Annotated in this window: 16 protein-coding genes and 3 pseudogenes; 3 read left to right on the top strand and 16 right to left on the bottom strand. The window is 66.6% G+C overall.

Annotation, left to right across the window (positions count from 1 at the left end):
- Positions 1 to 67: 67 nt before the first annotated feature.
- Positions 68 to 1,575: pseudogene (gene arsB, locus BST14_RS20695) on the bottom strand (ACR3 family arsenite efflux transporter).
- Between the two features lie 101 nt (positions 1,576 to 1,676).
- Positions 1,677 to 2,477, bottom strand: coding sequence for an arsenite methyltransferase (gene arsM / locus BST14_RS20690; protein WP_007170251.1), 801 nt, complete (start codon positions 2,475 to 2,477; stop codon positions 1,677 to 1,679).
- Between the two features lie 88 nt (positions 2,478 to 2,565).
- Here arsM and BST14_RS20685 point away from each other — a divergent pair, with 88 nt between their 5' ends.
- The gene (locus tag BST14_RS20685; protein ID WP_007170252.1) at positions 2,566 to 2,952 is read left to right on the top strand and encodes an ArsR/SmtB family transcription factor; all 387 of its coding nucleotides are present in this window, start codon (positions 2,566 to 2,568) and stop codon (positions 2,950 to 2,952) included.
- 53 nt (positions 2,953 to 3,005) lie between these two features.
- Here the strand turns inward: BST14_RS20685 and BST14_RS20680 are convergent, their stop codons facing one another.
- The 13 genes and pseudogenes from BST14_RS20680 to BST14_RS20620 form a co-directional block, all read right to left on the bottom strand.
- Positions 3,006 to 5,294: a heavy metal translocating P-type ATPase gene (locus BST14_RS20680; RefSeq protein ID WP_033718775.1), complete on the bottom strand. Its 2,289-nt coding sequence runs from the start codon at positions 5,292 to 5,294 to the stop codon at positions 3,006 to 3,008.
- Positions 5,295 to 5,358: 64 nt separating this feature from the next.
- Entirely contained in the window at positions 5,359 to 5,655 is a 297-nt protein-coding gene (locus tag BST14_RS20675) for a DUF1490 family protein (RefSeq protein ID WP_033718759.1), read from the bottom strand.
- Positions 5,656 to 5,736: 81 nt separating this feature from the next.
- Complete coding sequence (cmtR, locus tag BST14_RS20670) at positions 5,737 to 6,093, bottom strand: Cd(II)/Pb(II)-sensing metalloregulatory transcriptional regulator CmtR (RefSeq protein ID WP_007170255.1); 357 nt, start codon at positions 6,091 to 6,093, stop codon at positions 5,737 to 5,739.
- Between the two features lie 71 nt (positions 6,094 to 6,164).
- Positions 6,165 to 6,986, bottom strand: a complete 822-nt coding sequence (locus BST14_RS20665) for a hypothetical protein (protein WP_065018912.1) — start codon at positions 6,984 to 6,986, stop codon at positions 6,165 to 6,167.
- 79 nt (positions 6,987 to 7,065) lie between these two features.
- The gene (locus tag BST14_RS20660) at positions 7,066 to 8,091 is read right to left on the bottom strand and encodes a TniB family NTP-binding protein (protein ID WP_007172501.1); all 1,026 of its coding nucleotides are present in this window, start codon (positions 8,089 to 8,091) and stop codon (positions 7,066 to 7,068) included.
- A complete protein-coding gene (locus tag BST14_RS20655) occupies positions 8,079 to 10,154 on the bottom strand; it encodes a Mu transposase C-terminal domain-containing protein (protein WP_224111287.1) in 2,076 nt (691 codons plus the stop codon). The genes BST14_RS20660 and BST14_RS20655 overlap by 13 nt, the downstream gene beginning before the upstream one ends.
- Positions 10,155 to 10,159: 5 nt before the next feature.
- Positions 10,160 to 10,900 carry a TnsA-like heteromeric transposase endonuclease subunit gene (locus tag BST14_RS20650; protein WP_099459185.1) on the bottom strand — a complete coding sequence of 247 codons (741 nt, stop codon included), beginning with the start codon at positions 10,898 to 10,900 and terminating at the stop codon, positions 10,160 to 10,162.
- 97 nt (positions 10,901 to 10,997) lie between these two features.
- Positions 10,998 to 12,513: pseudogene (locus BST14_RS20645) on the bottom strand (SulP family inorganic anion transporter); the annotation flags it as partial.
- A gap of 18 nt (positions 12,514 to 12,531) precedes the next feature.
- Complete coding sequence (locus BST14_RS20640; RefSeq protein ID WP_083066241.1) at positions 12,532 to 13,632, bottom strand: sulfate ABC transporter substrate-binding protein; 1,101 nt, start codon at positions 13,630 to 13,632, stop codon at positions 12,532 to 12,534.
- 140 nt (positions 13,633 to 13,772) lie between these two features.
- Positions 13,773 to 15,338 carry a flavin-containing monooxygenase gene (locus BST14_RS20635; protein ID WP_083066240.1) on the bottom strand — a complete coding sequence of 522 codons (1,566 nt, stop codon included), beginning with the start codon at positions 15,336 to 15,338 and terminating at the stop codon, positions 13,773 to 13,775.
- The gene (locus BST14_RS20630) at positions 15,335 to 17,134 is read right to left on the bottom strand and encodes a flavin-containing monooxygenase (RefSeq protein WP_083066239.1); all 1,800 of its coding nucleotides are present in this window, start codon (positions 17,132 to 17,134) and stop codon (positions 15,335 to 15,337) included. The genes BST14_RS20635 and BST14_RS20630 overlap by 4 nt, the downstream gene beginning before the upstream one ends.
- Positions 17,135 to 17,291: 157 nt before the next feature.
- Positions 17,292 to 17,786 (bottom strand): DUF417 family protein, encoded by a 495-nt coding sequence (locus BST14_RS20625; protein ID WP_083066238.1) that lies wholly within the window; start codon positions 17,784 to 17,786, stop codon positions 17,292 to 17,294.
- 69 nt (positions 17,787 to 17,855) lie between these two features.
- Positions 17,856 to 18,470 carry a TetR/AcrR family transcriptional regulator gene (locus BST14_RS20620; RefSeq protein WP_142279520.1) on the bottom strand — a complete coding sequence of 205 codons (615 nt, stop codon included), beginning with the start codon at positions 18,468 to 18,470 and terminating at the stop codon, positions 17,856 to 17,858.
- Positions 18,471 to 18,630: 160 nt separating this feature from the next.
- Between BST14_RS20620 and BST14_RS20615 the strand changes: the two genes are divergently transcribed.
- Positions 18,631 to 19,191 (top strand): pyridoxamine 5'-phosphate oxidase family protein, encoded by a 561-nt coding sequence (locus tag BST14_RS20615; RefSeq protein ID WP_083066236.1) that lies wholly within the window; start codon positions 18,631 to 18,633, stop codon positions 19,189 to 19,191.
- Here BST14_RS20615 and BST14_RS20610 read toward each other — a convergent pair whose 3' ends face one another.
- Positions 19,192 to 19,662 carry an SRPBCC family protein gene (locus tag BST14_RS20610; protein ID WP_083066235.1) on the bottom strand — a complete coding sequence of 157 codons (471 nt, stop codon included), beginning with the start codon at positions 19,660 to 19,662 and terminating at the stop codon, positions 19,192 to 19,194.
- Between the two features lie 310 nt (positions 19,663 to 19,972).
- Between BST14_RS20610 and BST14_RS20605 the strand changes: the two are divergent.
- Positions 19,973 to 20,344: pseudogene (locus BST14_RS20605) on the top strand (transposase); the annotation flags it as partial.
- Positions 20,345 to 20,473 lie beyond the last annotated feature (129 nt).

Below are 20,473 nucleotides of genomic sequence, written 5' to 3'. Positions count from 1 at the left end.
GTTGCCGCGTTGGATAACCCGGGGGGATCTCAGTGGCGCAACAGGTTTCGGTGACTGTGGGTTTGGGTTATGTAGTGGTGCCAGGTAGCAGTTCGGCGATCAGGGTCTGGACGCGGTTGGCGATGTCGTCGCGGATGGAGCGGACGACCTCAAGGGCTTGGCCGGCGGGGTCGGGCAGTTTCCAGTCCCGGTAGGTGACTCCCGGGAAGTATGGGCAGGTGTCTCCGCAGCCCATGGTGATCACGACGTCGCTGGCTTGCACCGTGTCGGCGGTGAGCACCGCGGGGCTGTTGGCTGTGATGTCGATGCCCAGTTCGGCCATCGCGGCAACGGCCGCCGGGTTGACTTGGTCGGCGGGTTCGGTGCCCGCGGAACGGACCTCGATGCGGCCACCGGACTGGTGGATCAGCAGTGCGGCCGCCATCTGGGAGCGACCGGCGTTGTGCACGCAGACGAACAGGACGCTGGGTTTGTCGGCCATCAGCGGGCACTGCGTGATTGGGACTCGGGTCCGAAGAGGCGGGTACGCAGCGCCAGGGACACGTAGACGAGTCCGACCAGCACCGGTACTTCGATGAGCGGGCCCACGACCCCGGCCAGGGCCTGCCCGGAGGTGGCGCCGTAGGTGGCGATCGCGACGGCAATCGCGAGTTCGAAGTTATTGCCGGCAGCGGTGAACGCCAACGTGGTGGTGCGCTCGTACCCGACGTTGAGGAGGGCGCCGAGCAGGTAGCCGCCGGCCCACATGATCGCGAAGTAGGCCAGCAGCGGCACCGCGATGCGGGCGACATCGAAAGGCCGGGAGGTGATCTGATCACCTTGAAGGGCAAACAGGATGACGATGGTGAACAGCAGTCCATAGAGTGCCCAGGGGCCGATGCGGGGCAGGAATTGCGACTCGTACCAGGTGCGGCCTTTGGCGCGTTCGCCTAGGCGGCGGGACAGGTACCCGGCCAACAGTGGGACGCCGAGGAAGATCAACACCGATTTGGCGATCTGCCACGGGGAGACCTCGATCCCGGTCTGGGACAGGCCCAGCCAGCCCGGCAGCACCGACAGGTAAAACCAGCCCAGCGCGGCGAACATGAGAACCTGAAAGATCGAGTTCAACGCGACCAGCACTGCGGCGGCCTCGCGGTCCCCGCAGGCCAGGTCGTTCCAGATGATGACCATGGCGATGCAGCGGGCCAGCCCGACGATGATCAACCCGGTGCGGTATTCGGGCAGATCGGGAAGTAGCAGCCACGCCAGGGCAAACATCACCGCCGGCCCGATCAGCCAGTTCAACACCAGCGAGGACGCCAGCAGTTTGCGGTCGGCGGTGACCTCGCCGAGCTGGTCGTAGCGGACTTTGGCCAGCACCGGATACATCATCACCAACAGCCCAAGGGCGATGGGCAGCGAGACTCCGTCGACCTCAATGGCACTTAGGCCCGCGCCCAGGCCGGGCACCAGCCGCCCCAGCAGCAGGCCGGCGGCCATCGCTACCCCGATCCATACCGGCAAGAGCCGGTCCAGGGTGGACAGCTTGGCGGCCACTGCGGGTGCAGCAGTCGATATGGCGGTGTCACTCATGAGGTTTCTCTCCCGTGGCGCGAGCGGCGTACCGCTTCACTGGCAGCTGTCAACGTGAGGTGGGTCGGGGCGCGGTGGCGCGGTCGTTCGCTGCGGCTGTCTCAATCAGACGATGCGGCGGGTTTGGTGGCGTGGATGATCGCGCCGTGCATCCCTTCGGCCACCTGGTGGGTGAACGTGACCGTGGCATCGGTGAACCCGGCCGCGGCCAGTCCGTCGAGGTACTCCTGGCGGGACAGCGCTCCGGCGATGCAGCCGACGTAGGAGCCGCGTTCGGCGCGCTCGGCCGAACTGAGGTGGTCTTCGGCGACGACGTCGGAGATCCCGATCCGCCCGCCGGGGACCAGCACCCGGAACATCTCGGCGATCACGGCCGGTTTGTCGGCGGACAGGTTGATCACGCAGTTGGAGATCACCACATCGACGGCGGCATCGGGCAGCGGGATGTCTTCGATGGTGCCCTTGCGGAACTCGACGTTGGTGACACCGGCCTTGGCTCGGAATTCTTCGGCGTTCCGCCTCGCCAAGGCCAGCATCTCGTCGGTCATGTCGACGCCGTAAGCAAACCCGTCCGGGCCGACCCGGCGCGCCGACAACAAAACGTCGATCCCGCCGCCAGAACCCAGGTCAAGCACCCGCTCTCCGGGGTGCAAGTCAGCGACCGCGGTCGGGTTACCGCAACCCAGGCTGGCCGCAACCGCTTCAGCGGGAATCTCGGAGTGCTCGTCGTCGCCGTAGAGACCGGCGCCGAAGATGGTCCCGATATCGGCTGAGTCGCTGGACCCGCAGCAGCTCGCGGCGGTCAGCACATCGCTGTTGGTAGCGCCCCCGCTGATCGCGGTGGCGGCGGCGCCGTAGCTGGCCCGGACCTGATCACGCAGCTCATTGTGTTCGGCGGTCATCGCACCTACTCTTTCCATCGACAGACATCTATGTGAGCAGTGTGCGGGAAACATCGATGACTGTCAATGCGTGTGTCATACTGGGGCCATGCCCGCCGCGATCGCCTCCCCGACCGAACGCGATGACTCGTTGCTGGTCGCTGACGTTGCGGCGTGCTGCAGCCCGATCACCGACGGCGTACTCGACGCGGCCGCCGCCGAGCGGCTGGCCGGCGTGCTCAAGGCGCTGGCCGAACCGACCCGGCTACGGCTTGTGTCAATGATCGCGGGCCATGAGGGCGCCGAGGCGTGTGTATGCGACCTGACCGCTACTGTGGGGCTATCCCAGCCGACGGTGTCGCATCACCTCAAGATCCTGGTCGAGGCCGGCCTGCTCGACCGAACCCAGCGCGGCAAGTGGGCGTACTACCGGCTGGTGCCCGCGGCCCTGGATGCGCTCGGCGGGGTGTTTGTTGTCCGTTGTCGTTGTGGCTGAGGCAGCGCTTGAGGGCCTGACCTGCGATGCCTCGGATTCAGTGACGGCCGCCGCTACCTTGAGTTGTCCTGCCGCCGGGTGTCTCGTGCTGGCCCCGCAAGAGGCGTTATGCGTCCGGCGCGTACGCCGTTGGCGATGACGACGACTTCGGCAAGCTCGTGCACCAGTACGACCGTGGCCAGGCCGAGGGTTCCGAACATCGCCAGCGGCATGAGCACGGTGATGATGCCCAGGGAGAGTCCGACGTTTTGCACCATGATCTGCCGGGAGCGTCGAGCATGTGCTAGTGCGTGGGGCAGGTGCCGCAGGTCTTGGCCCATCAGGGCGACGTCGGCGGTTTCGATCGCGACATCGGTTCCCATGGCGCCCATCGCGATTCCCAGGTCGGCGGCGGCCAGGGCCGGAGCATCGTTGACGCCGTCGCCGACCATCGCGGTGGGCCGGTGAGCGCCCAGTTCTGCGATCAGGTGAGCCTTGTCCTCGGGGCGCAGTTCGGCATAGACGTGCTCGATGCCGGCTTGGGCGGCGAGCGCCGCCGCGGTGGCGTGATTGTCGCCGGTGAGCATCGTCACCTGGTAGCCGCCGGCACGTAGCGCGGTGATGACCTCGGGAGCTTCTGGGCGTAGTTCGTCGCGCACGGCGATGGCACCGAGCAGCCGGTCATCGCGTTCTACGAGCACCGCTGTGGCCCCGGCTTGTTGCATGTGCGCTACGTGATCGGCGAGGTCGGCGGGGTCGATCCAGCCGGGCCGGCCCAGCCGGATGGCTTGCCCGTCGAGGTGGCCGGTCAGCCCAGCTCCGGCAACGGCGTGCACGTCACTCGCGGCGGCCACCGGCGCTTGGGTAGCGGCCAGGACGGCCGCGGCCAGCGGGTGTTCACTGCGGGTTTCCAGCGCGGCCGCGACCGCCAGCACCTCTTCGCGGGTGGCGTCGTTGGTGGTGGCGATGTCGATGACGGTGGGCCGGTTGGCGGTCAAAGTTCCGGTTTTGTCCAGCGCGATCCCACTGATGGTGCCCAGGGCTTCCAGCGCGGCACCGCCCTTGATCAGTACCCCGATCTTCGAGGCGGCACCGACTGCCGCCACGACGGTCACCGGCACGGCGATGGCGAGCGCGCACGGGGACGCGGCGACGAGCACCACCAGAGCGCGTTCGATCCACACCAGCGGGTTACCGAAGATGCTGCCCGTCCCGGCGATCAGCGCCCCGGCGATCATGATGCCCGGCACCAACGGCTGCGCGATCCGATCGGCCAGGCGCTGGCTGGCGCCCTTGCGGGCCTGTTCGGCTTCCACGATCTGCACGATTCGCGCCAACGAGTTGTCCTCAACGGTCGCGGTGACCTCCACCTGCAGCACTCCGGACCCGTTGATCGACCCGGCGAACACCTCATCACCGGGTCCGGCCTCTACCGGCACCGATTCGCCGGTAATCGCCGAGACGTCCAGGGCGGTGCGCCCGGCAACAATGATGCCGTCGGTGGCCAGGCGTTCCCCGGGTTTGACAATCATCTGATCACCGACGCGCAGTTCGGCTGCGGCCACCACGGTTTCGACACCTGCGCGCAAGACCGTGGCCTGATCCGGCACCAGCGCCAGCAGAGCACGCAGGCCGCGGCGGGTACGGGCCACCGCGTATTCCTCCAAACCCTCGCTGATGGAGAACAAAAACGCCAGCATCGCGGCCTCGCCGACCTGACCGAGTCCAACAGCGCCGAGCGCGGCGATCGTCATCAACGTGCCGACACCGACACGGCCCTCGGTCAGTCGCCTAACGGTTGAGGGCACGAACGTCGAAGCGCCCACCGCGAGCGCCACGACTTTCAATCCCAACGCCACCGGCCCGAATGGAGTCAGCCACGCCGTCACCAGTGAGGCTGTCAGCACCACCCCGGAGAACGCGGCCCGCCGCAGCTTGACAACGCCCCACAGCCGCTCCGACTCAGGGTGGCTGTCGTCGTGGTCGCAGCAGCCATCGCTTCGTTGCACTGGTCGTTGTGAAACCCTGTCAGCTTGCTCGCCGGATAGCGTCCGCTCGCTCCAGTCGAGGATTCTCTGCACCACACCGGGGTTGCCTCCCTCGACCGAGTGCGGCGCCCGGGCGGGCACCGACTCGGCAGGGATGTGCTCGGCGGCGGCGATCGCCGACAAAATGGCAGCGGTGTCGCAGCGCTCGGGTGAATACCAGACCACCACGGAAGCCGTGCGCGGATACGCGCGGACCGCATCCACACCAGCCACCGTGGCGACCGAGTCCTCGATCGCGACAGCCCGCACCGCGTCGAACCGAAACCAGTTAGCACGCACCCGTATTCGTCGCGCACCCGCAGACACGACAACCAGCGCGGCCCCGTGATCGGAGGAAACCTCAGCAGTAGGCACAATCGACCTTTCCCCGTGAAAACGGCTAACCCATCACTTGGCAGCAGTCGTCATCGTCAGCCTTGGCGGCGGGCGGCCGAGGGGCATCGTCGCCGATGCGTCCGCGGGCTTCGGCGACCACGTCGGCGACTTTCAGCCGGGCCGACTCCGCTGCTACCTCTGCGCTCCGAGTTCCGCGCAGTCCCCACTCCGTCACGGTCACCGCTGCCCGGTGAACCGGCGCCGTGCCCACCGCCTTGCGCAGCACCTCGTAGGCGCTCACCCCGACCAGCCCGGTGAACACTGTCCCGGCTGCTTTGGCCACGAACCCATGTATAGCCACTGCTTATCCCTTCTGTTCTGCCAACTCACTACGATTGAGCGACCGCGATCTTCAAGGTCACCGGATCGCTGCCACTGATGGTCATCGACCAACGGTGGCCTCGGCTGCGCCCGATGCGGCGTCCTCGCCGACACAGGGCTGGTCGGTATCCACCGCCAAAACAACCTGGACCAGCTCGCCCAGAGCACGGGCGAGGTGAGGGTCGGCCAGCGCGTAGCGAACCTGCCGGCCCTCATAGGTCGCGATGACCAGCCCGCAGCCCCGCAAACACGACAAATGATTGGACACATTCGACCGTGTCAACCCCAGCTGCGCAGCCAACTGGCCCGGGTAGCACACCCCATCGAGCAGTGCCACCAGAATCCGACACCGCGTCGGATCCGCCAGCGCTCGGCCCAGCCGAGCCAGCGCCGATTCCCGCGTCTCACACGTCAGCATGCACCAAACAGTACAGCCGATACTGATATGTCAGCAAGGGCTGAATTGTGCCATGGCTCCACACGCCGCCGTCAGCCCTGACGCCGCCCAGCTGGCCCAGCCGGGCACGGTGATCGCGGGGATTGACCTGGTCGTGGTTTCCACGCGTCGAAGTGGTGTGCGCGGCGGGTGGCGCTGAGTTGTTGATCGTGGATCCACTGTTCGATGGGGCGGGTTTGGTCGCGGTGCTGGGGAAACCGGGCGCTGACGTTGACGTAGACCGCATCGACGGCGCGGGCACGGGCGGGTGTGGCTGGCGCGGTGCCCCAGATCCGGCGATGAGCGCCGGCCAGGATGGCGGCCAAGGCGATCAGGTCCGGGTAGGCGCCGATGTGCGTGTCGGCGTCGGCGCGGGCAGGCGGCAGCGTAAACGGGCTGGTGCTGCGTGCCCAGCAGCGGTGAATCCGCGCGGCATCCCTGACCGCGAAGCGCGCAGCGTCGCCGTGACACCGATCCAGTCGGGCATGGCGCTGCGCTGCGGCGATCACCGCGGGGGCGCAGCGCAGATCGCGTTGATCGTCGAGGGTGGAGGTGCCTGCACCGATCCATCGGCGGTGGCGGCAGCAGACGGTCGCGTAGTCGGGCAACCAGCAGTAGACCGGCTCATAGACACCGCGGCGTGCCATGCACAGGCGGCATGCGGGCCGGGCGTGGCGGCGTTGGCGGGTGGTGTCGCGGTCGGGGGCGGCCAGCCCGATGAGCCGGGCGTGAAGGATGCCCACGGGCTGGCCGCTGGCGGTTGCCAACCAGTCCGGCCGGGGACGGCAGATCGCTGGACCGTCGGCCAGGTAGCGCCGCAGACCTCGGGGTTCTAGGTGGTTGGCGTGCGCGAGCCGATCAAGATAGGACTGCACCGTTTCGCCACGAAACGGTGTGACGGTGCGCGGTAGTGGCGCGGCAGGCCCCTGCGGCCACGCCGGTGGGGTTGATACGTCAGCTGGCATGGCGTTGCGCCGATGTTTGGGCTGCGTAGTCGATGAGCACCGTGTCCATCAGATCCCTGGTGAGGTTCTCGGTTTCGTCGAGCATGCTGCGGATCGCAGCCGAGCGGATCAGGTGCGCCAGGCTGCCGATCATTCCGCCGGTGCGTCGATGCAGGTATTTGGCTTCGGCGACCAGCGTTCCCGCGGTGTGATGGTGCAACCGCAGGGTGCCTTCCATCGCGGCCACCAGCGACTTCCATTCCCCGGCGTACGGGAACGGGCTGGTGTTGATCACACCGCAGCGCCCGGCGAGCTGGCGTCCGCGGGTGCCGGTGAACACACCGGAGCGCTCGACGTCGATGCCGGCGTAGACGAACGTGGCGGGCAGGTGTTCGGTGAAGTACTTCAGGTGATCGGACAGTTCCTCGCCGGCCCGGGTATCGAGGTTGAGGTTGTGGATCTCGTCGACGATCACGATGTCGGTTCGGGCGTCGATGAGGACCTGGCAGACAGCGTCGGCGATATCGGTGACATTCATCCGCGGTTGCATCGGCGGAAGGCCCAGGAATCGCGCGAACTCCATCGCGAGTTTGCGCGCCGAGCCTTTCGGGGGCGCGGTCACGTATACGATCGGGATCCGGGACTTGTCGGCGAATCGTGTCCTGATACGCAGTTCGTGGAATCGGCCGAGTTGTTTGACCGCGGTGGTCTTGCCGGTCGCGGCCGCCCCGGAAATGATCAGCCCGCGCCGGGCGCCGATCTCGCGTTGGTTGAGCAGGGTCAGCAGCCGGCCTTCGTTGGTGATGCGCTGGATCGCCGACGTGGTGACCACGACCAGTTCACTGTGATGCGCTACCCGGGCTTCGTTGTAGTTGGTCCGTTCGGTCTCCGACAGGGTGCTCCACTGCTCATCGGGTAACAGGGTGAACTCGGGTGGATCGGCATCGACGAAACGGCGCCAACCCTCGAGCGTGGTGGTGGGTTGGCGCCGGTCCTCGAGTTGGCTCACCGGGGCAAAAGTGTTCACAGCCGCCACGATTCAGCCTCCTTGCGTGCATCGAACACCGGTAGTGGAATGACTTGGGCGATCTCGATGTCGTCGGCGTCCTCGTCACCGCCTGGCGGCGGCTCCTCATCGCAGGGTTCTGCGGTATCCGGCGGGCGGGGCCAGGCCGGTGTCGCGGTGGCTCGCGTTCGACCCGCCACCCTGCGATCCTTGGATTCCTGTCGGGTGGGGGCGGGGCCTTGCGCGGCCCGGTCGAGCAGGTCATCGGCCGCGCGGGCGATCTCGGCTTCGGTGGCCTGATCGCATCCGCGCTGGGCCAGCACGGACCGCGCATGCTGCCATACCAATTCGCCGAACGGTACCGGGTGGCTGCGCAAATGCGTCCAGGTCGCGGCCAGCCAGCCCTCGTCGTGATGGTTGCGCACCCAGATCCGCGACACGTCGTAGGGGTCGTAGTGCACCTCCCACTGGCCCTTCTTGGATTCCACCCCCGAGTGCTGGCGGCGGTAGGGGTTGAGTGCCTTAGCGTCGTAGCTGCGGTTGTTGACCCGGATCCCGTAGGCATTGATGCGCCGCCAGCACGACGGCAGTAACTCGATGTAGTCCTCGGCCGACAGCGGCACCGGAACATACCCGGCGACCTCGACCAAGGCGGCGTACTTTTCGTTGGGCGTCAACGCCTTGCCCGGGGTGACGGGGTCACGCAGGCCGTCGTGGGGCCGGTTTTGCCATACCGCGACGATCCACTCATCCAGCAGGGCTTGCAGCTCCACGATCGACCACACTGCGTCCTGTTCGGCGTTCTTGCCGCGCCGCTCGACGCTGGAGCCGACATACCCGGCGACATGCTGGGCGAACAAGGTGGCCACCGACTGCAGGGTCCGCTCGATCTTGGGTTTGTCGGTCGGCGTATCCGGGTGGGCGGGCTGCAGATTGATCCCCAACGTGCAACACGCCTGCCGGAAGGTTTGCGACAGATACGCCTTCCCGTGGTCGCACACTACGGTCTCCGGGGCGATCACCGGCCGGGCGGCCGCATCGGCCAACCGTTGATCCACGCCGGTCAAACAGCGATACGGCAGCACCGACCGCGACATCCGCAGCGCATCGGACCACTCCGGCCGCATCGGTTCTGGCGTCAACGCTCGGGCCAGCAGCAGCGCCGCGTCGACCGCTTTGGTCGTGGGCCGCAACACCGCGGCCGGAATCGAGCAGGTCGCGTCGTCAACCATGCCGGTCAGCTCGACCCGGTCCACCGTGCCGTCATCGAGGACCACCCGCACATCCAGGGGGGTCGAATCGATCTCGACCACCTCGCCGGGGCGCGCCACCGTCAGCGCACCGAACGGGCCGTCGGGCTGTTTGGACAACGAACGCCGGGTGCGCGCGGACCCGAACGTGTGCCGGCCCTCCGACAGCCTCTTCACCAGACGATAGAACGTCCGCTGAGACGGCATCGCCGGTGCGTCCTGGGCACCGTATTGAGCCACCAGCGATTTGGTCACCCGTCGCTGCAGGCGGCTCACCGTCCCGGTCGACACGTCGGTCTCGTCATCGATGGCCTGCCGCACTGCGGCCACCAGCCGCTCGTCGACGCGGCCGAACATCGCCCGCCGGGGAATGTGCCGGCGATCCACAACCCCCAGCAGGCCGTCTCGTTCGTAGGCATAGCGTTGCCGCTGCAACGTGTACAAGCTGATCTCGTGGCCAGCCGAGCGCAGCTCGGCGAGCTTGGCCAATTCGCGCTGCCGCAACGAACGCGACGCCGGATCGAACTCCGGCCGCGGCCGGCTACCCGCCTCGGAATCAACCCGTCGACCCGTCAACACCTCGATCAAGTGCCGTTCCCACCAGCGGGCCCGCTCGGCGGCAGCCTCGGGCACCCCGGCCAACGCTTCTTCGGAACACAAAGCCGGTCGCGATCCTGACACCAACTCCAACGCCGGGTCGCCCAGCAGCCGAGACAGCGGTACCACCGACTGCCCGCCGACCGCATCGGTCAGCCTGGCTGAACTGCCCGAAAGTGTGACAACCGTGAATACGCCGTCGGATAACCGGATTTCATCGCCCTCGCGGATGACACCCGACCGCATACCCGTCATCGTGACAACGCGGGCCCGACGATCGACTCCTCGGTCAAGACAGCCGCGGAAAGATCCACGCCCAGTCGCCGGTGCCACAACAGGTGAAACAGCACCGGCAACACCATGATCGCTTCACCGACCGGTCTCACCCCGGTCATCAGCGGCCGCGCCGAGTCGAACACCGCCTCCAACGCTGCGGCGACCGCCGGGCGGTACACCCGTGGATGCCGATACCCAGACAACCAGCGCAAATTCGCCGTCACGACCGGATCCGCAACGCCCGCTCGCCGATAGGCCCATCCCAGGGAACGGCACGCCTGCTCGGACCGGTCGAACAACTCAGCATCAGCATCCGATATTCGGTCATCGGCCCGCACGTCAAGAACCGTCGCCGTTCCGTCGGACAACCGCACGAAGTAATCAGGCACGTGGTGCCTGCCGTCACCCCAATGGAGCCGGAACGGCTGCGACGCAACACCAACCACCGCGGGATCGGCGTCCAGCGCGATCAAATGGTCACGCTCCGACCACGACTCGTACCCAACGTGCTCACGAGTCGTCGAAAACCACCACAGGCCTGGATAATTGCCCTGCCCGCGAAACGCTGGGAAACCACGCACGGGTGAGCAGTCCAACTCAAAGGCCACTGCGGCACACTCCGCCAGCGGCAAGCGCGAAGAACCCCCGGAGGAGTTGAATTCCACCTCAACGCCACCGTTGACCTGCGGCCATAGCGCCGCCGGCGCCACACTCACCTAAACAACGCTACCGGCGGTACCTCGGATAGATTGGCAAAGACACGCCGATACCGCAGATACGGTGGCAATACATCACATCGGATGTCAACGGACAGAAGTGCTCGATGCGCTCGATGCAGACCACGTCCGGGTGGCGCACCCGCTTGAGCCGCAACACCACGAACGCGATGCCACCGTCGGTGATTCGCCGGTTGATCGCCGACAGGTATCGGTCGAGTTCGGGTGCGGCCCCGTAGAACAGCTCACCTTCGAGGTCATAGATGACGATCGAGGGATCCGGGGAGTCGCCCGGGATGCGCTCGCGGACAACGCGTTCGGGCGTGACGACGAGCTCCTTGGACTTCAGTTTAGCCGCCCGCGGTACGAACAGCAGGATCGACAGGATCCCCGAGCAGCACCGACTTGTCCAGGTCGACGGCGATGCCGGTGAAAGCGGTGACGATCACCAACCCCGCGTCATAGCGGGACGCCTTGAGCGTATAGATCAGGCGCTTGAAATCGACCAGGCGGGCGGCCGTGACGAGCAGCAGCCCGGCCAGCGCCGGCTGCGGAACGAATCGCAGCAACGGGGCGAACAGCAGCAGCGCCGCGGCAACCGTTGCCGCAGAGACGATTCCGGAGAAGCGCGTCGCGGCTCCGGACTGGAAATTGATCGCCGACCTGGACAGTGAGCCCGAGCCGGGCAGGCTCTGGAAGAAGCCGCCGGTCAGGTTGGCCAGGCCTTCGGCCATGATCTGGCGATTGTAGTCGATCTTCTGTTGCGTCTGGTAGGCAACAGCTTTGGCGATCGACAGCGCCTCGATGATGCCGACGAAGGCGATGGCCAGCGCACCCGTCGACAGCTCAGGCAGCCACTCGGTGTGGACCTCCGGGACGTGCGGGCCGGGCAGGCTGCGCGGGATCTTGGCGGCCACCGACACCGCGGTGTGGCCGCCCGCGCCCGGGGTCGACCACCCGGCGACGTAGGCGATGAGTGCGGTGATGACGAGCACCGCGAGCATGTCGACCTGTGGCCAGCCGTAACGTTGCACCAGCTTGCGCAGGACGATGGCCAGGACCACCGCCGCCGCGCTCAATGTCAGTGCGCGGTAATTGATGTGATCGCCGTGGGTGAGAGTGAGCCAGACGCGGCGCAACACCTGCATGTGGCCGTTGCCCTTGTCACGCACGCCCAGCGCGTTGCCCAGCTGTCCGACGGCGAGCAGAAACGCCGCGGCCGCCATGAAGCCGATGATGACCGACTCGGAGATGTAGCGGGTGAGGTTGCCGAGCTTGAACAGGCTGATCACGATCTGGAACGCGCCCACTAACACGGCCAGCAGGAACAGCGCCTCGAACAGCTCCTTGGAGTTTTCCGAGTCGATGAAGGCCAACGCGGTGAACACCAGCAGCGAGATGGCGCTCGTCGGCCCGTTGATCAGATGAGAGGACGACCCGAAGATCGAGGCGACGATGGTCACGACGATCGCTGAGTACACGCCGAATCTCGGGTCCACCCCGGCGATCAGGGCATAGGCCATCGCCTGGGGAAACGATATGGCGGCGACGGTCAGCCCGGCGATCACATCGTGCCGGCCCTTCACCAGCCCGTAATTCACACGCACACCCATGAGGTCGACGTCTTTCCGCTAGGCACCCGACGCCGCGGCGGGCGCCGAGATCGTGTCCAGGATTCCGTTGGTGCCGAAGAACTGTTCCCGGGCGTCGCTCCAGTCCTTGGCGATGGCGGTGATGGGGAACAAGGTGAGCGGGCGCAGCCGGTCGGCGTGCCTGGCCAGTATCGCCGGCTTGAAGGGCCGATACCCGTATTGCGCCACCAACTCCTGGGCGGCGTCGGTGAACAGGTAGTCGAGGTAGGCCTTCGCGTGGGCCGCCGTTGCGGGATCGGTCACGTTCGCGTCGACCCAGGCCACCGCGGGCTGGGCGAGGATGCTGACCGGCGGGTAGACGAGGTCCAGCTCGTCCTTGTTGGCGGCGACCTCGCGCAGCGCCTCGTTCTCCCACGTCAGCTGGACATCGCCGATCTTGGCCAGGGCGAAGCTATCTGCGGCGCCGCGGGCACCGGCGTCGGAAACCGCGACGTGTTGCAGTAGCGCCTTGACATATGCGGTCGCCTGCGCCGTGCTGCCACCGCGGGTGGTGATCGCGCCCCAGGCCGCCAACACGCTCAGCTGACCGTTGCCGGACGTCCGCGGGTTGGGCGACACCACGGCCACGTCGGGATTGATCAGGTCGGGCCAGTCGTGAATTCCCTTGGGATTGCCCTTGCGGACGACGAAGACGATGGTCGACGTGTACGGCACCGAGGCATTCGGTAACCGCCGTTGCCAGTCGCCGGCGATCAGGCCCCGCTTGCTGAGCGTGTCGATGTCGCTGATCAACGCCAAAGACACCACGCTGGCTTTTTGACTGCCATCGAGCACGCTGCGGAGCTGACGCCCCGAGCCGCCGTGAGACTCTTTGATGCTCAACGTCGTTCCGGTGTGCGCATGGTAATCCGCGACGAATCGCTGATCCAGCGCCGCGTACAACTCGCGCGTCGGGTCGTAGGACACGTTGAGGATCTCGTTGGAACCGCCCGCAGGGAGATTCTTCAGCGCGATCGCGGTCGTGGCGACGACGATGGCTAGAACGCCGAAGAGACTCAGCCAGGGCAGGCGCTGCGGCCGGCGGGCCGTATCGGGTGGCAGCAGTTTCACCACGCGACCACACCTCCCACCACCGAGCATGATGATGTGCCAAACAGCCCCGTGGCAGCACCGAACTCAAGAATGTTAACGATCGGGTCACTCGGCGGCAGCCTTGAGAATCAGCCTGAAGATAACTCCGCCCACCGGGTTCGAATGGTTATGCGGCGTCACACCCTCGGCTATTCCTCGGCGCGGGCCGCGACCCTGCACAAACCGCCATCGTCGCGCACCCGGCCATGGGTCCAGTCGCGTGGCCGCAGCCGCCAGGTCCGGCGGGCATAGTCCAGTTCGGTGTACGGCCATTGGGTGACGATGCGACCGGTCGGAGAGCGAAAGTAGCTGTAGCACTGTGTCCAGATGGTGCGCTCCAGATCCGCGGAAAGTGCGTCGTTATAGCGCTTTTCGGCCTCTGCACGCACGTCGAGATATCCGCCGTGTCGCGCCAGGCGGCTCACCGCGCTGGCGACCAGTCGCGCCCCGGCCTCGAGGATGAAGACGATGGAGTTGCCGCCCTGGTTGGTGTTGGGGCCATAGAGCATGAAGAAGTTCGGGAATCCGCTGACCGCCACCCCCAAATAGGCGCAAGGGTCGTCGCCCCAGTGTTCGTGCAGCCGGCGGCCGCCGGTACCGACGACGTCGATGCCGGAGAGGTAGCGGGACGTCTCGAAGCCGGTCGCCAGGACGACGACGTCGATGCCCACTTCCGCACCCGCCATGGTGGTCACCGAAGCCGGGCCGACGCGGGCAATGGGATCGGTGACCAGCTCGACGTTGTCACGCTGCAGCGCCCGGTAGTAGTCGTCGCCCAACAACACCCGTTTGCAGCGAAACGGATAGTCCGGCGTCAGCGCCCGGCGCAGCGATTCGTCATCGACGGTGCGCTCGAGAAACGACGTCGCGATCTGCGTGCGCGCGGTCACCACCGGGTCGTCGGCGAAGGTCGCGGTGTTGTCGTGCTGGAACTTCCAGATCTGCCAGCGGGTGCGGCGCAGCGCCAGGGGGCTACGCCGGAAGCGCGCCAATTCCGTTGCGGTGTAGGCCCGATCGTCCTTGGGCACCATCCAGGGTGGGGTGCGCTGGAAGACCGTGACGCGCCCGGCGGTCTTGGCCAGTTCGGGGACGACCTGTACCCCGCTGGCGCCGGTGCCGATCACCGCGACGTGGCGGCCGGCCAGTTCGACGTCGTGATCCCAGTGCGCGGTGTGCAGCACGGGGCCGGCGAAGTCGCTCAGGCCGTCGATGTCGGGGCGCTTGGCGGCACCGAACAACCCGATCGCGCATACGACGACGTCGGCGGTCAGCGTGGTCGGATGCCCGTCGCGCTCCAGCCGGCAATCCCACGCGCCGGTGTGCGGGTCCCGGCGCAGCGAGCGCACCGTCGTGTCGAGCATGAGATGGCGGCGCAGGTCGAAATCGTCGGCCACCGATTCGAGGTAGGCCAGTATCTCGGGCTGGCGCGCGTAGGTGCGGCTCCAGGAAGTGTTGGGGGCGAAGGAGAACGAGTAGAGGTGGCTCTGGATGTCGCAGGCGGCCCCGGGATAGGTGTTGCGTCGCCAGGTGCCCCCTACGCCGTCGGCCGCCTCGATGATCACCAGGTCGTCGATGCCCGCGCGGCGCAGCGCGACGGCCGCGCCCAGGCCACCGAAGCCCGCACCGATGATCGCCACCTTCGGTCCGCGGCGACGCCGCGTCGCCGCTCGCAGCCGCCCAATGGCGTAGAGCCACTGGGCTTTTCGACACGTCATGGCGCGTCTCCCGGGCGGCGGACCAGCATGCCGTTGAGGTCTCCGCCGGTGCGCCACCGCTGCAGGATGTCGGCGTACTCGGTGGGGCCGCCGAAGAAGAAGCTGCCCTGCCGCGTCTTGACGTCGGCCTTTCCCTCCCGGTTGTAGTAGCCGGGCGTGCACACCTTGGCCCGCTCGGCACTGGCGACCGAGCGGGAAACCACTGTGTCGACCCAGGCGGCTTCTGCGGCGGGCGTGGCCTCGATTTCGGTGATGCCCTCGGCGAGCGCGGTGGCTATGATCCAGGCGACGTGCACCGCCTGCACATCCAGCAGGTAGGGGAAGTTCACCGTCAGACCGGCCTGGGCGATGCTTTCGATGAAGCAGTTTGGGAATCCGGTGGTACACAGGCCCTGGAAGGTGCGCACGCCGTCGTCCCAGTGTTCGGTCAGGGTCACGCCGTCACGGCCGATCAGCTCGAACCCCGTGCGGCGGCAATAGTCGGTTCCGACCTCGAAACCCGTTGCGAAGATGAGACAGTCGAGTTCGTAGACCACGCCGTCGACGACGACACCGGCTTCGGTGATGCGCTCCACCCCGCGGCCCCGGGTGTCGACCAGGGTGACGTTATCCCGGTTGAACGTCTGCAGATACTCGTCGTGGAAGCAGGGCCTTTTGCAGAAGTAGCCGTACCACGGTTTGAGCGCTTCGGCGGTCTCGGGATCGGCGACGATCGCATCGACGCGCGCACGGATCTCGTCCATCTTGGCGAAGTCGGCCAGCTCGATGTCGCGGCCGCGTTGTTCGGGATCGGCGAGGCCGTCCCCGTCATGGCGCATGACGGGGAGCTTGCGGGTGATGCTCGTCCAGGCATCGGCGACAAGGTCGTGGTCGGCTTGCCCTCCGGCGGTGAGGATTTGAAAGTTCTGTATCCTCTCGCGCTGCCAGCCGGGCCGTAATGCGTTGGCCCACTGCGGATCGGTGGCGCGATTGGCGCGGACGTCCACCGAGGACGGGGTGCGCTGAAAGACATAGAGCCGGCCGGCGGCCGTGCCGAGGTGCGGTACGCACTGGATCGCGGTCGCGCCGGTCCCGATGATGCCGACCCGCTTGTCGGCCAGATGCTGCAGCGCGTCCCCGGTGTATGCATAGTCCCAGCGGCTGGTGTGGAACGCATGACCGCGGAAGGCGCCGAGTCCGTCGATGCCCGGCAGCTTGGGCTTGGCCTGATACCCGTTGGCCATGGAGACGAATCTCGCCCGCATCTCGTCGCCGCGGTCGGTGCGGATGATCCAGCGCGATCGCGACGCGTCCCAGCGGATTTCCCGCACGTCGGTCCGCAGGCAGGCGTCGCGGTAGAGGTCGTAGTGTTCGGCGATGCGCCGACAGTGGGCGAAGATCTCGGAACCCTTGGCGTATTTTTCGGTCGGCGTGTAGCCGAGCTCTTCGAGCAGCGGCATGTACACGTAGGACTCGACATCGCAGGCGATTCCGGGATAGCGGTTCCAGTACCAGGTGCCGCCCACGTCGGCCGCCCTGTCGATCAGCCGCACGCTGCGCACGCCGAGCTGGCGGAGCCGGACCCCGGTCAACAGCCCGCCGAAACCGGCGCCGACGATGGCGACGTCCACCTCGTCGGTGAGCGGTTCGCGGACAAAGTCGTCGTTGCCCCACGGGTCTTCGGCAAATCGGGCGAATGCGCCGGTCATCTCGACGTACTGCCCGATGCCATCCGCGCGTAACCGGCGCGCGCGCTCTTCGGCATACTTGCGTCGCAGCGCGTCGACGTCAAGCGACTGGCCAACTGTCTCGGTCACGGCCTGGGGTTCCTCTCGGTGGCCTCGACCCTATAATCAATCGCTTGACCATATCAAGGGCGTGCCGCGGGATCCGGCTGACCCGTCCCGGCCTGAAGGCGTTGCGCGACACCATGACTGAGGCCCCCCGAGATGCCGACGCACAGGGCGGCAAGGGCTACTGCGGCGCACGCTCTTTGCCCGCGGCGAATCCGGCCGCCAGCGAGTCGCCCAACGTCCACAACGCCACCCCGATCAAGACCAGATCCTTGATCAGAAACTGGCCGGGCAGCGCCGAAAGCACCGGAACGCCGTGGGCGTAGGTCATGACCACGCCCGGGGTGGTGAACAGAAAGCTCAACGTGCCCAGAAACAGCACCACCGCCAGGGCGCTGCCGGCCGCCGAGGCTCGCGGCCAAAGCGGGCGCACCGCAATCAGCAGGGCGGCAACAATTTCCATCGTTCCGAGTGCATACGCGACGAAGGTGACGCTGAATACGTCATAGACCCAGCTCATCAGCGGGCTGTGCTGAATCAGCACCCGGGCCTCCATTTTCACGTACTTGCCGAATCCGATCCACGCCAGAACCAGCACCAGGCCGTAACGGCTGACCAGTTGTCCCCACCGGGTCAGCGCCGGCGCCGCGGCGGGCGCGAGGGTTTGGTCGATCATCCGGACGAAGTCCTTTCGGCTCAATGCGAGGGGCGTCCACCCAACCCACGGTTCAGAGCACGATCGCGTTCACTTCGGCAACCGCTCGAGCCCGGCGACGATGAGCCGCAATCCGAATGCGAACTCGTCCGCCAAGGAAACGGGCAGGTCGTCGGCGACGGTGACCGTCGCGGGAAAGCGGGACGGATCGAGCCGGTGAAACGCCGCCGAGAGTTCCGCGTCCCGCTGCCCGCCGTCGGCCGCCGCGCCCGCCACTTGGATCGCGAACCCCAGGACATAGCGCGCCAGGGTCGCGTACGCGTGGGCGGCGACCGCCGGCGAAAAGCCGCTCTTGAGAAGAACGGCCAGGCAGAGCTCGCGATTCGTCAACGCGTTCGGCCCCATCGGCGTGTACTCCACCAACAGCGCCGCGACATTGCCGTGCCGGCTCAGCGCATCAAACATGTGCTGCGCGAACGAGATACAGGCCTGCTGCCATGGCATTGCGGCGAGCTCCTCCGCGTCGAGGTCGATCTCGCCGAGAATCTGGTCGATCACCAGCGAGACCAATTCCGACCGGTTGGAGAAGTGGCGGTACAGGGTGGCGGTGCCCGATTCGAGGCGCTGCGACAGCGACCGCATCGACAACGCCTCGGGCCCGTGCTCGTCGACGAGCTCGACGGCCGCACCCAGGATCCGGTCCACCGGTATTGCGGGGCGCCCGCGAGAACGGCGGGGCCGATCGGCGCCGTCCGCATCACGCAAGGTGGTCCTCCTGCCGCTTGACAGCCCGACACATTATGGAGACACTGTAGCCATTATTACCGCAATGCTTCAAGCGCCCTGACAGCAAGGAAGATTCGCGATGCTCCTCTCCCTGGCGGCAGAGCCCTTCACCGTTCCCACCGACCGCGACATGCTGCCCTCCGAGCGACGCGAATTCGTGCGCACGCATCGCACCTGTGTCTTCGGCTACCGTCGGCGCAGCGACGGGCCGGGCATGTCGATCGTGTACTACATTCCCACCGATACCGACGAGTTGCTCGTCTCCACCATGGCGGGTCGCGGCAAGGCTCGTGTCGTCGAACGCGACGGCAAGGTCAGCCTGTGCGTACTCGACGAGCGGTGGCCCTTCGCCTATCTGCAGGTCTATGCCGACGCGACGCTCGACCAGGACCGGGATCTGGCGATCGACGTGATGATGGCGGTCGGCGGCCGGATGTCCGGCCAACCGCTGGGCGACGAGGCCCGGCCGCACATCCGGGAAATGTGTGAACGCGAGAATCGCGTGGTCATTCGCTGCCGGCCCTACTCCACCTTTGCCACCCCGCCGCGCCATCTGCACCGCAACGATCAGGTGAAGGAACTCAGCCACTGGGTATCCGGCGTGATGCCCTGGGACGCAGCCGATCCGGCGGCCGGTTGATCAGCCGGCGTAGCGGTCGCGCAGTTTGCTCAGCGTGGCTTCGATGCCCGAGGCGTTCGCCTTTGCGAAACCCATTCGCTCGTAGTACTTCAGCTTGTTCTTCAGCGCTCCAGCGTCGCGGTAGTCGAAGGTCTCGGTGACCGTGGTTTGGGTCGGCGACACTGCCTCGAACTCCCACCGCCAGCGGTGACCCAACGGGTGGCGCCATTCGACCAGTTCGTTCGGCATCAACGCGGTGATCGTGCTGGTGATGCGGTAGGGAATGCCGAACATCTTCATGTGCGTCGAAAACTTCGAGCCCGCAACGAGTTGCGGTGGCACGGTGATGTTCTCGTGTACCGTGCCCGACCCGTCCAGTTCGTGGTGACGGCGGGGATCGGCGACCAACGCATACAGCTCCGCGGCCGGGGCGGCCACGTCGACCCTGCGGCTCACCTGGCGGGGCCCCCGGTCGACGACAGTGACGGTCATGATGTCCTTACCTTTCTTGCAGGGTGATTGATGTCGTCGGCCTTAGGCTTCGAATCGCCCAGGGACGCCGGGTATGGCTTTCATGGTTTTGCTGGGTTTGATGGCCGAAGGAGATTGGCCGCCCGGCGTCTCGCGACGACTCGACCGCTAATTGAGAGATGCGATTGGAGCGCTGTGTAAGGACACGTCGGCGTGGTCGTCTGCTGGGCTGGTAGGGATGACAACGATTACGGAGGTGGTTGTGGGGCAACAACTGTGGGCCGGCGTCGATGCCTGAAAGTCCGACCACCACTGCGTGGTCGTCGACACCGGCTTCGGCGTCACCCTCGGCGCCGAATTCATCGCCGCCACCGGTGGCGACATTAGCGTCTTCGCCTCCGCTGATCGCCTCGCCGGCATCTGCGGACTGGCACCGGTACCCCGTGATTCCGGCCGCATCAGCGGCAACCTCAAACGACCCCGCCGCTACGATCGACGCCTGCTGCGCGCCTGTTACCTGTCGGCCCAGATCGCCATCCGCACCGACCCGGCCTCCCGCGTCTATTACGACCGCAAACGAGTCGAAGGCAAAACCCACACCCAAGCCGTCCTCGCCCTGGCCCGCCGGCGTCTCAACGTCTTGTGGGCCATGCTGCGTGACTACGCCGCCTACCAACCCGCCACCACTACAGCGGCGGCTTGACAACGTCATTGAGAATCTCCTTCCGCTACCCGGCAGCCTAACCCCGTCTAGGTGTACTCGGACCAGACGTTGGTAGCAGGCGTGTTGGCTTGATGTGAGGAGAACCTCCGGGTGGGGTGTGGCTTGTCT

The organism is Mycobacterium arosiense ATCC BAA-1401 = DSM 45069 (genome assembly GCF_002086125.1).
Lineage (GTDB): Bacteria > Actinomycetota > Actinomycetes > Mycobacteriales > Mycobacteriaceae > Mycobacterium > Mycobacterium arosiense.
Note: the sequence above shows the minus strand (reverse complement) of the source record. Positions and strands in the feature narration are given on the sequence as shown.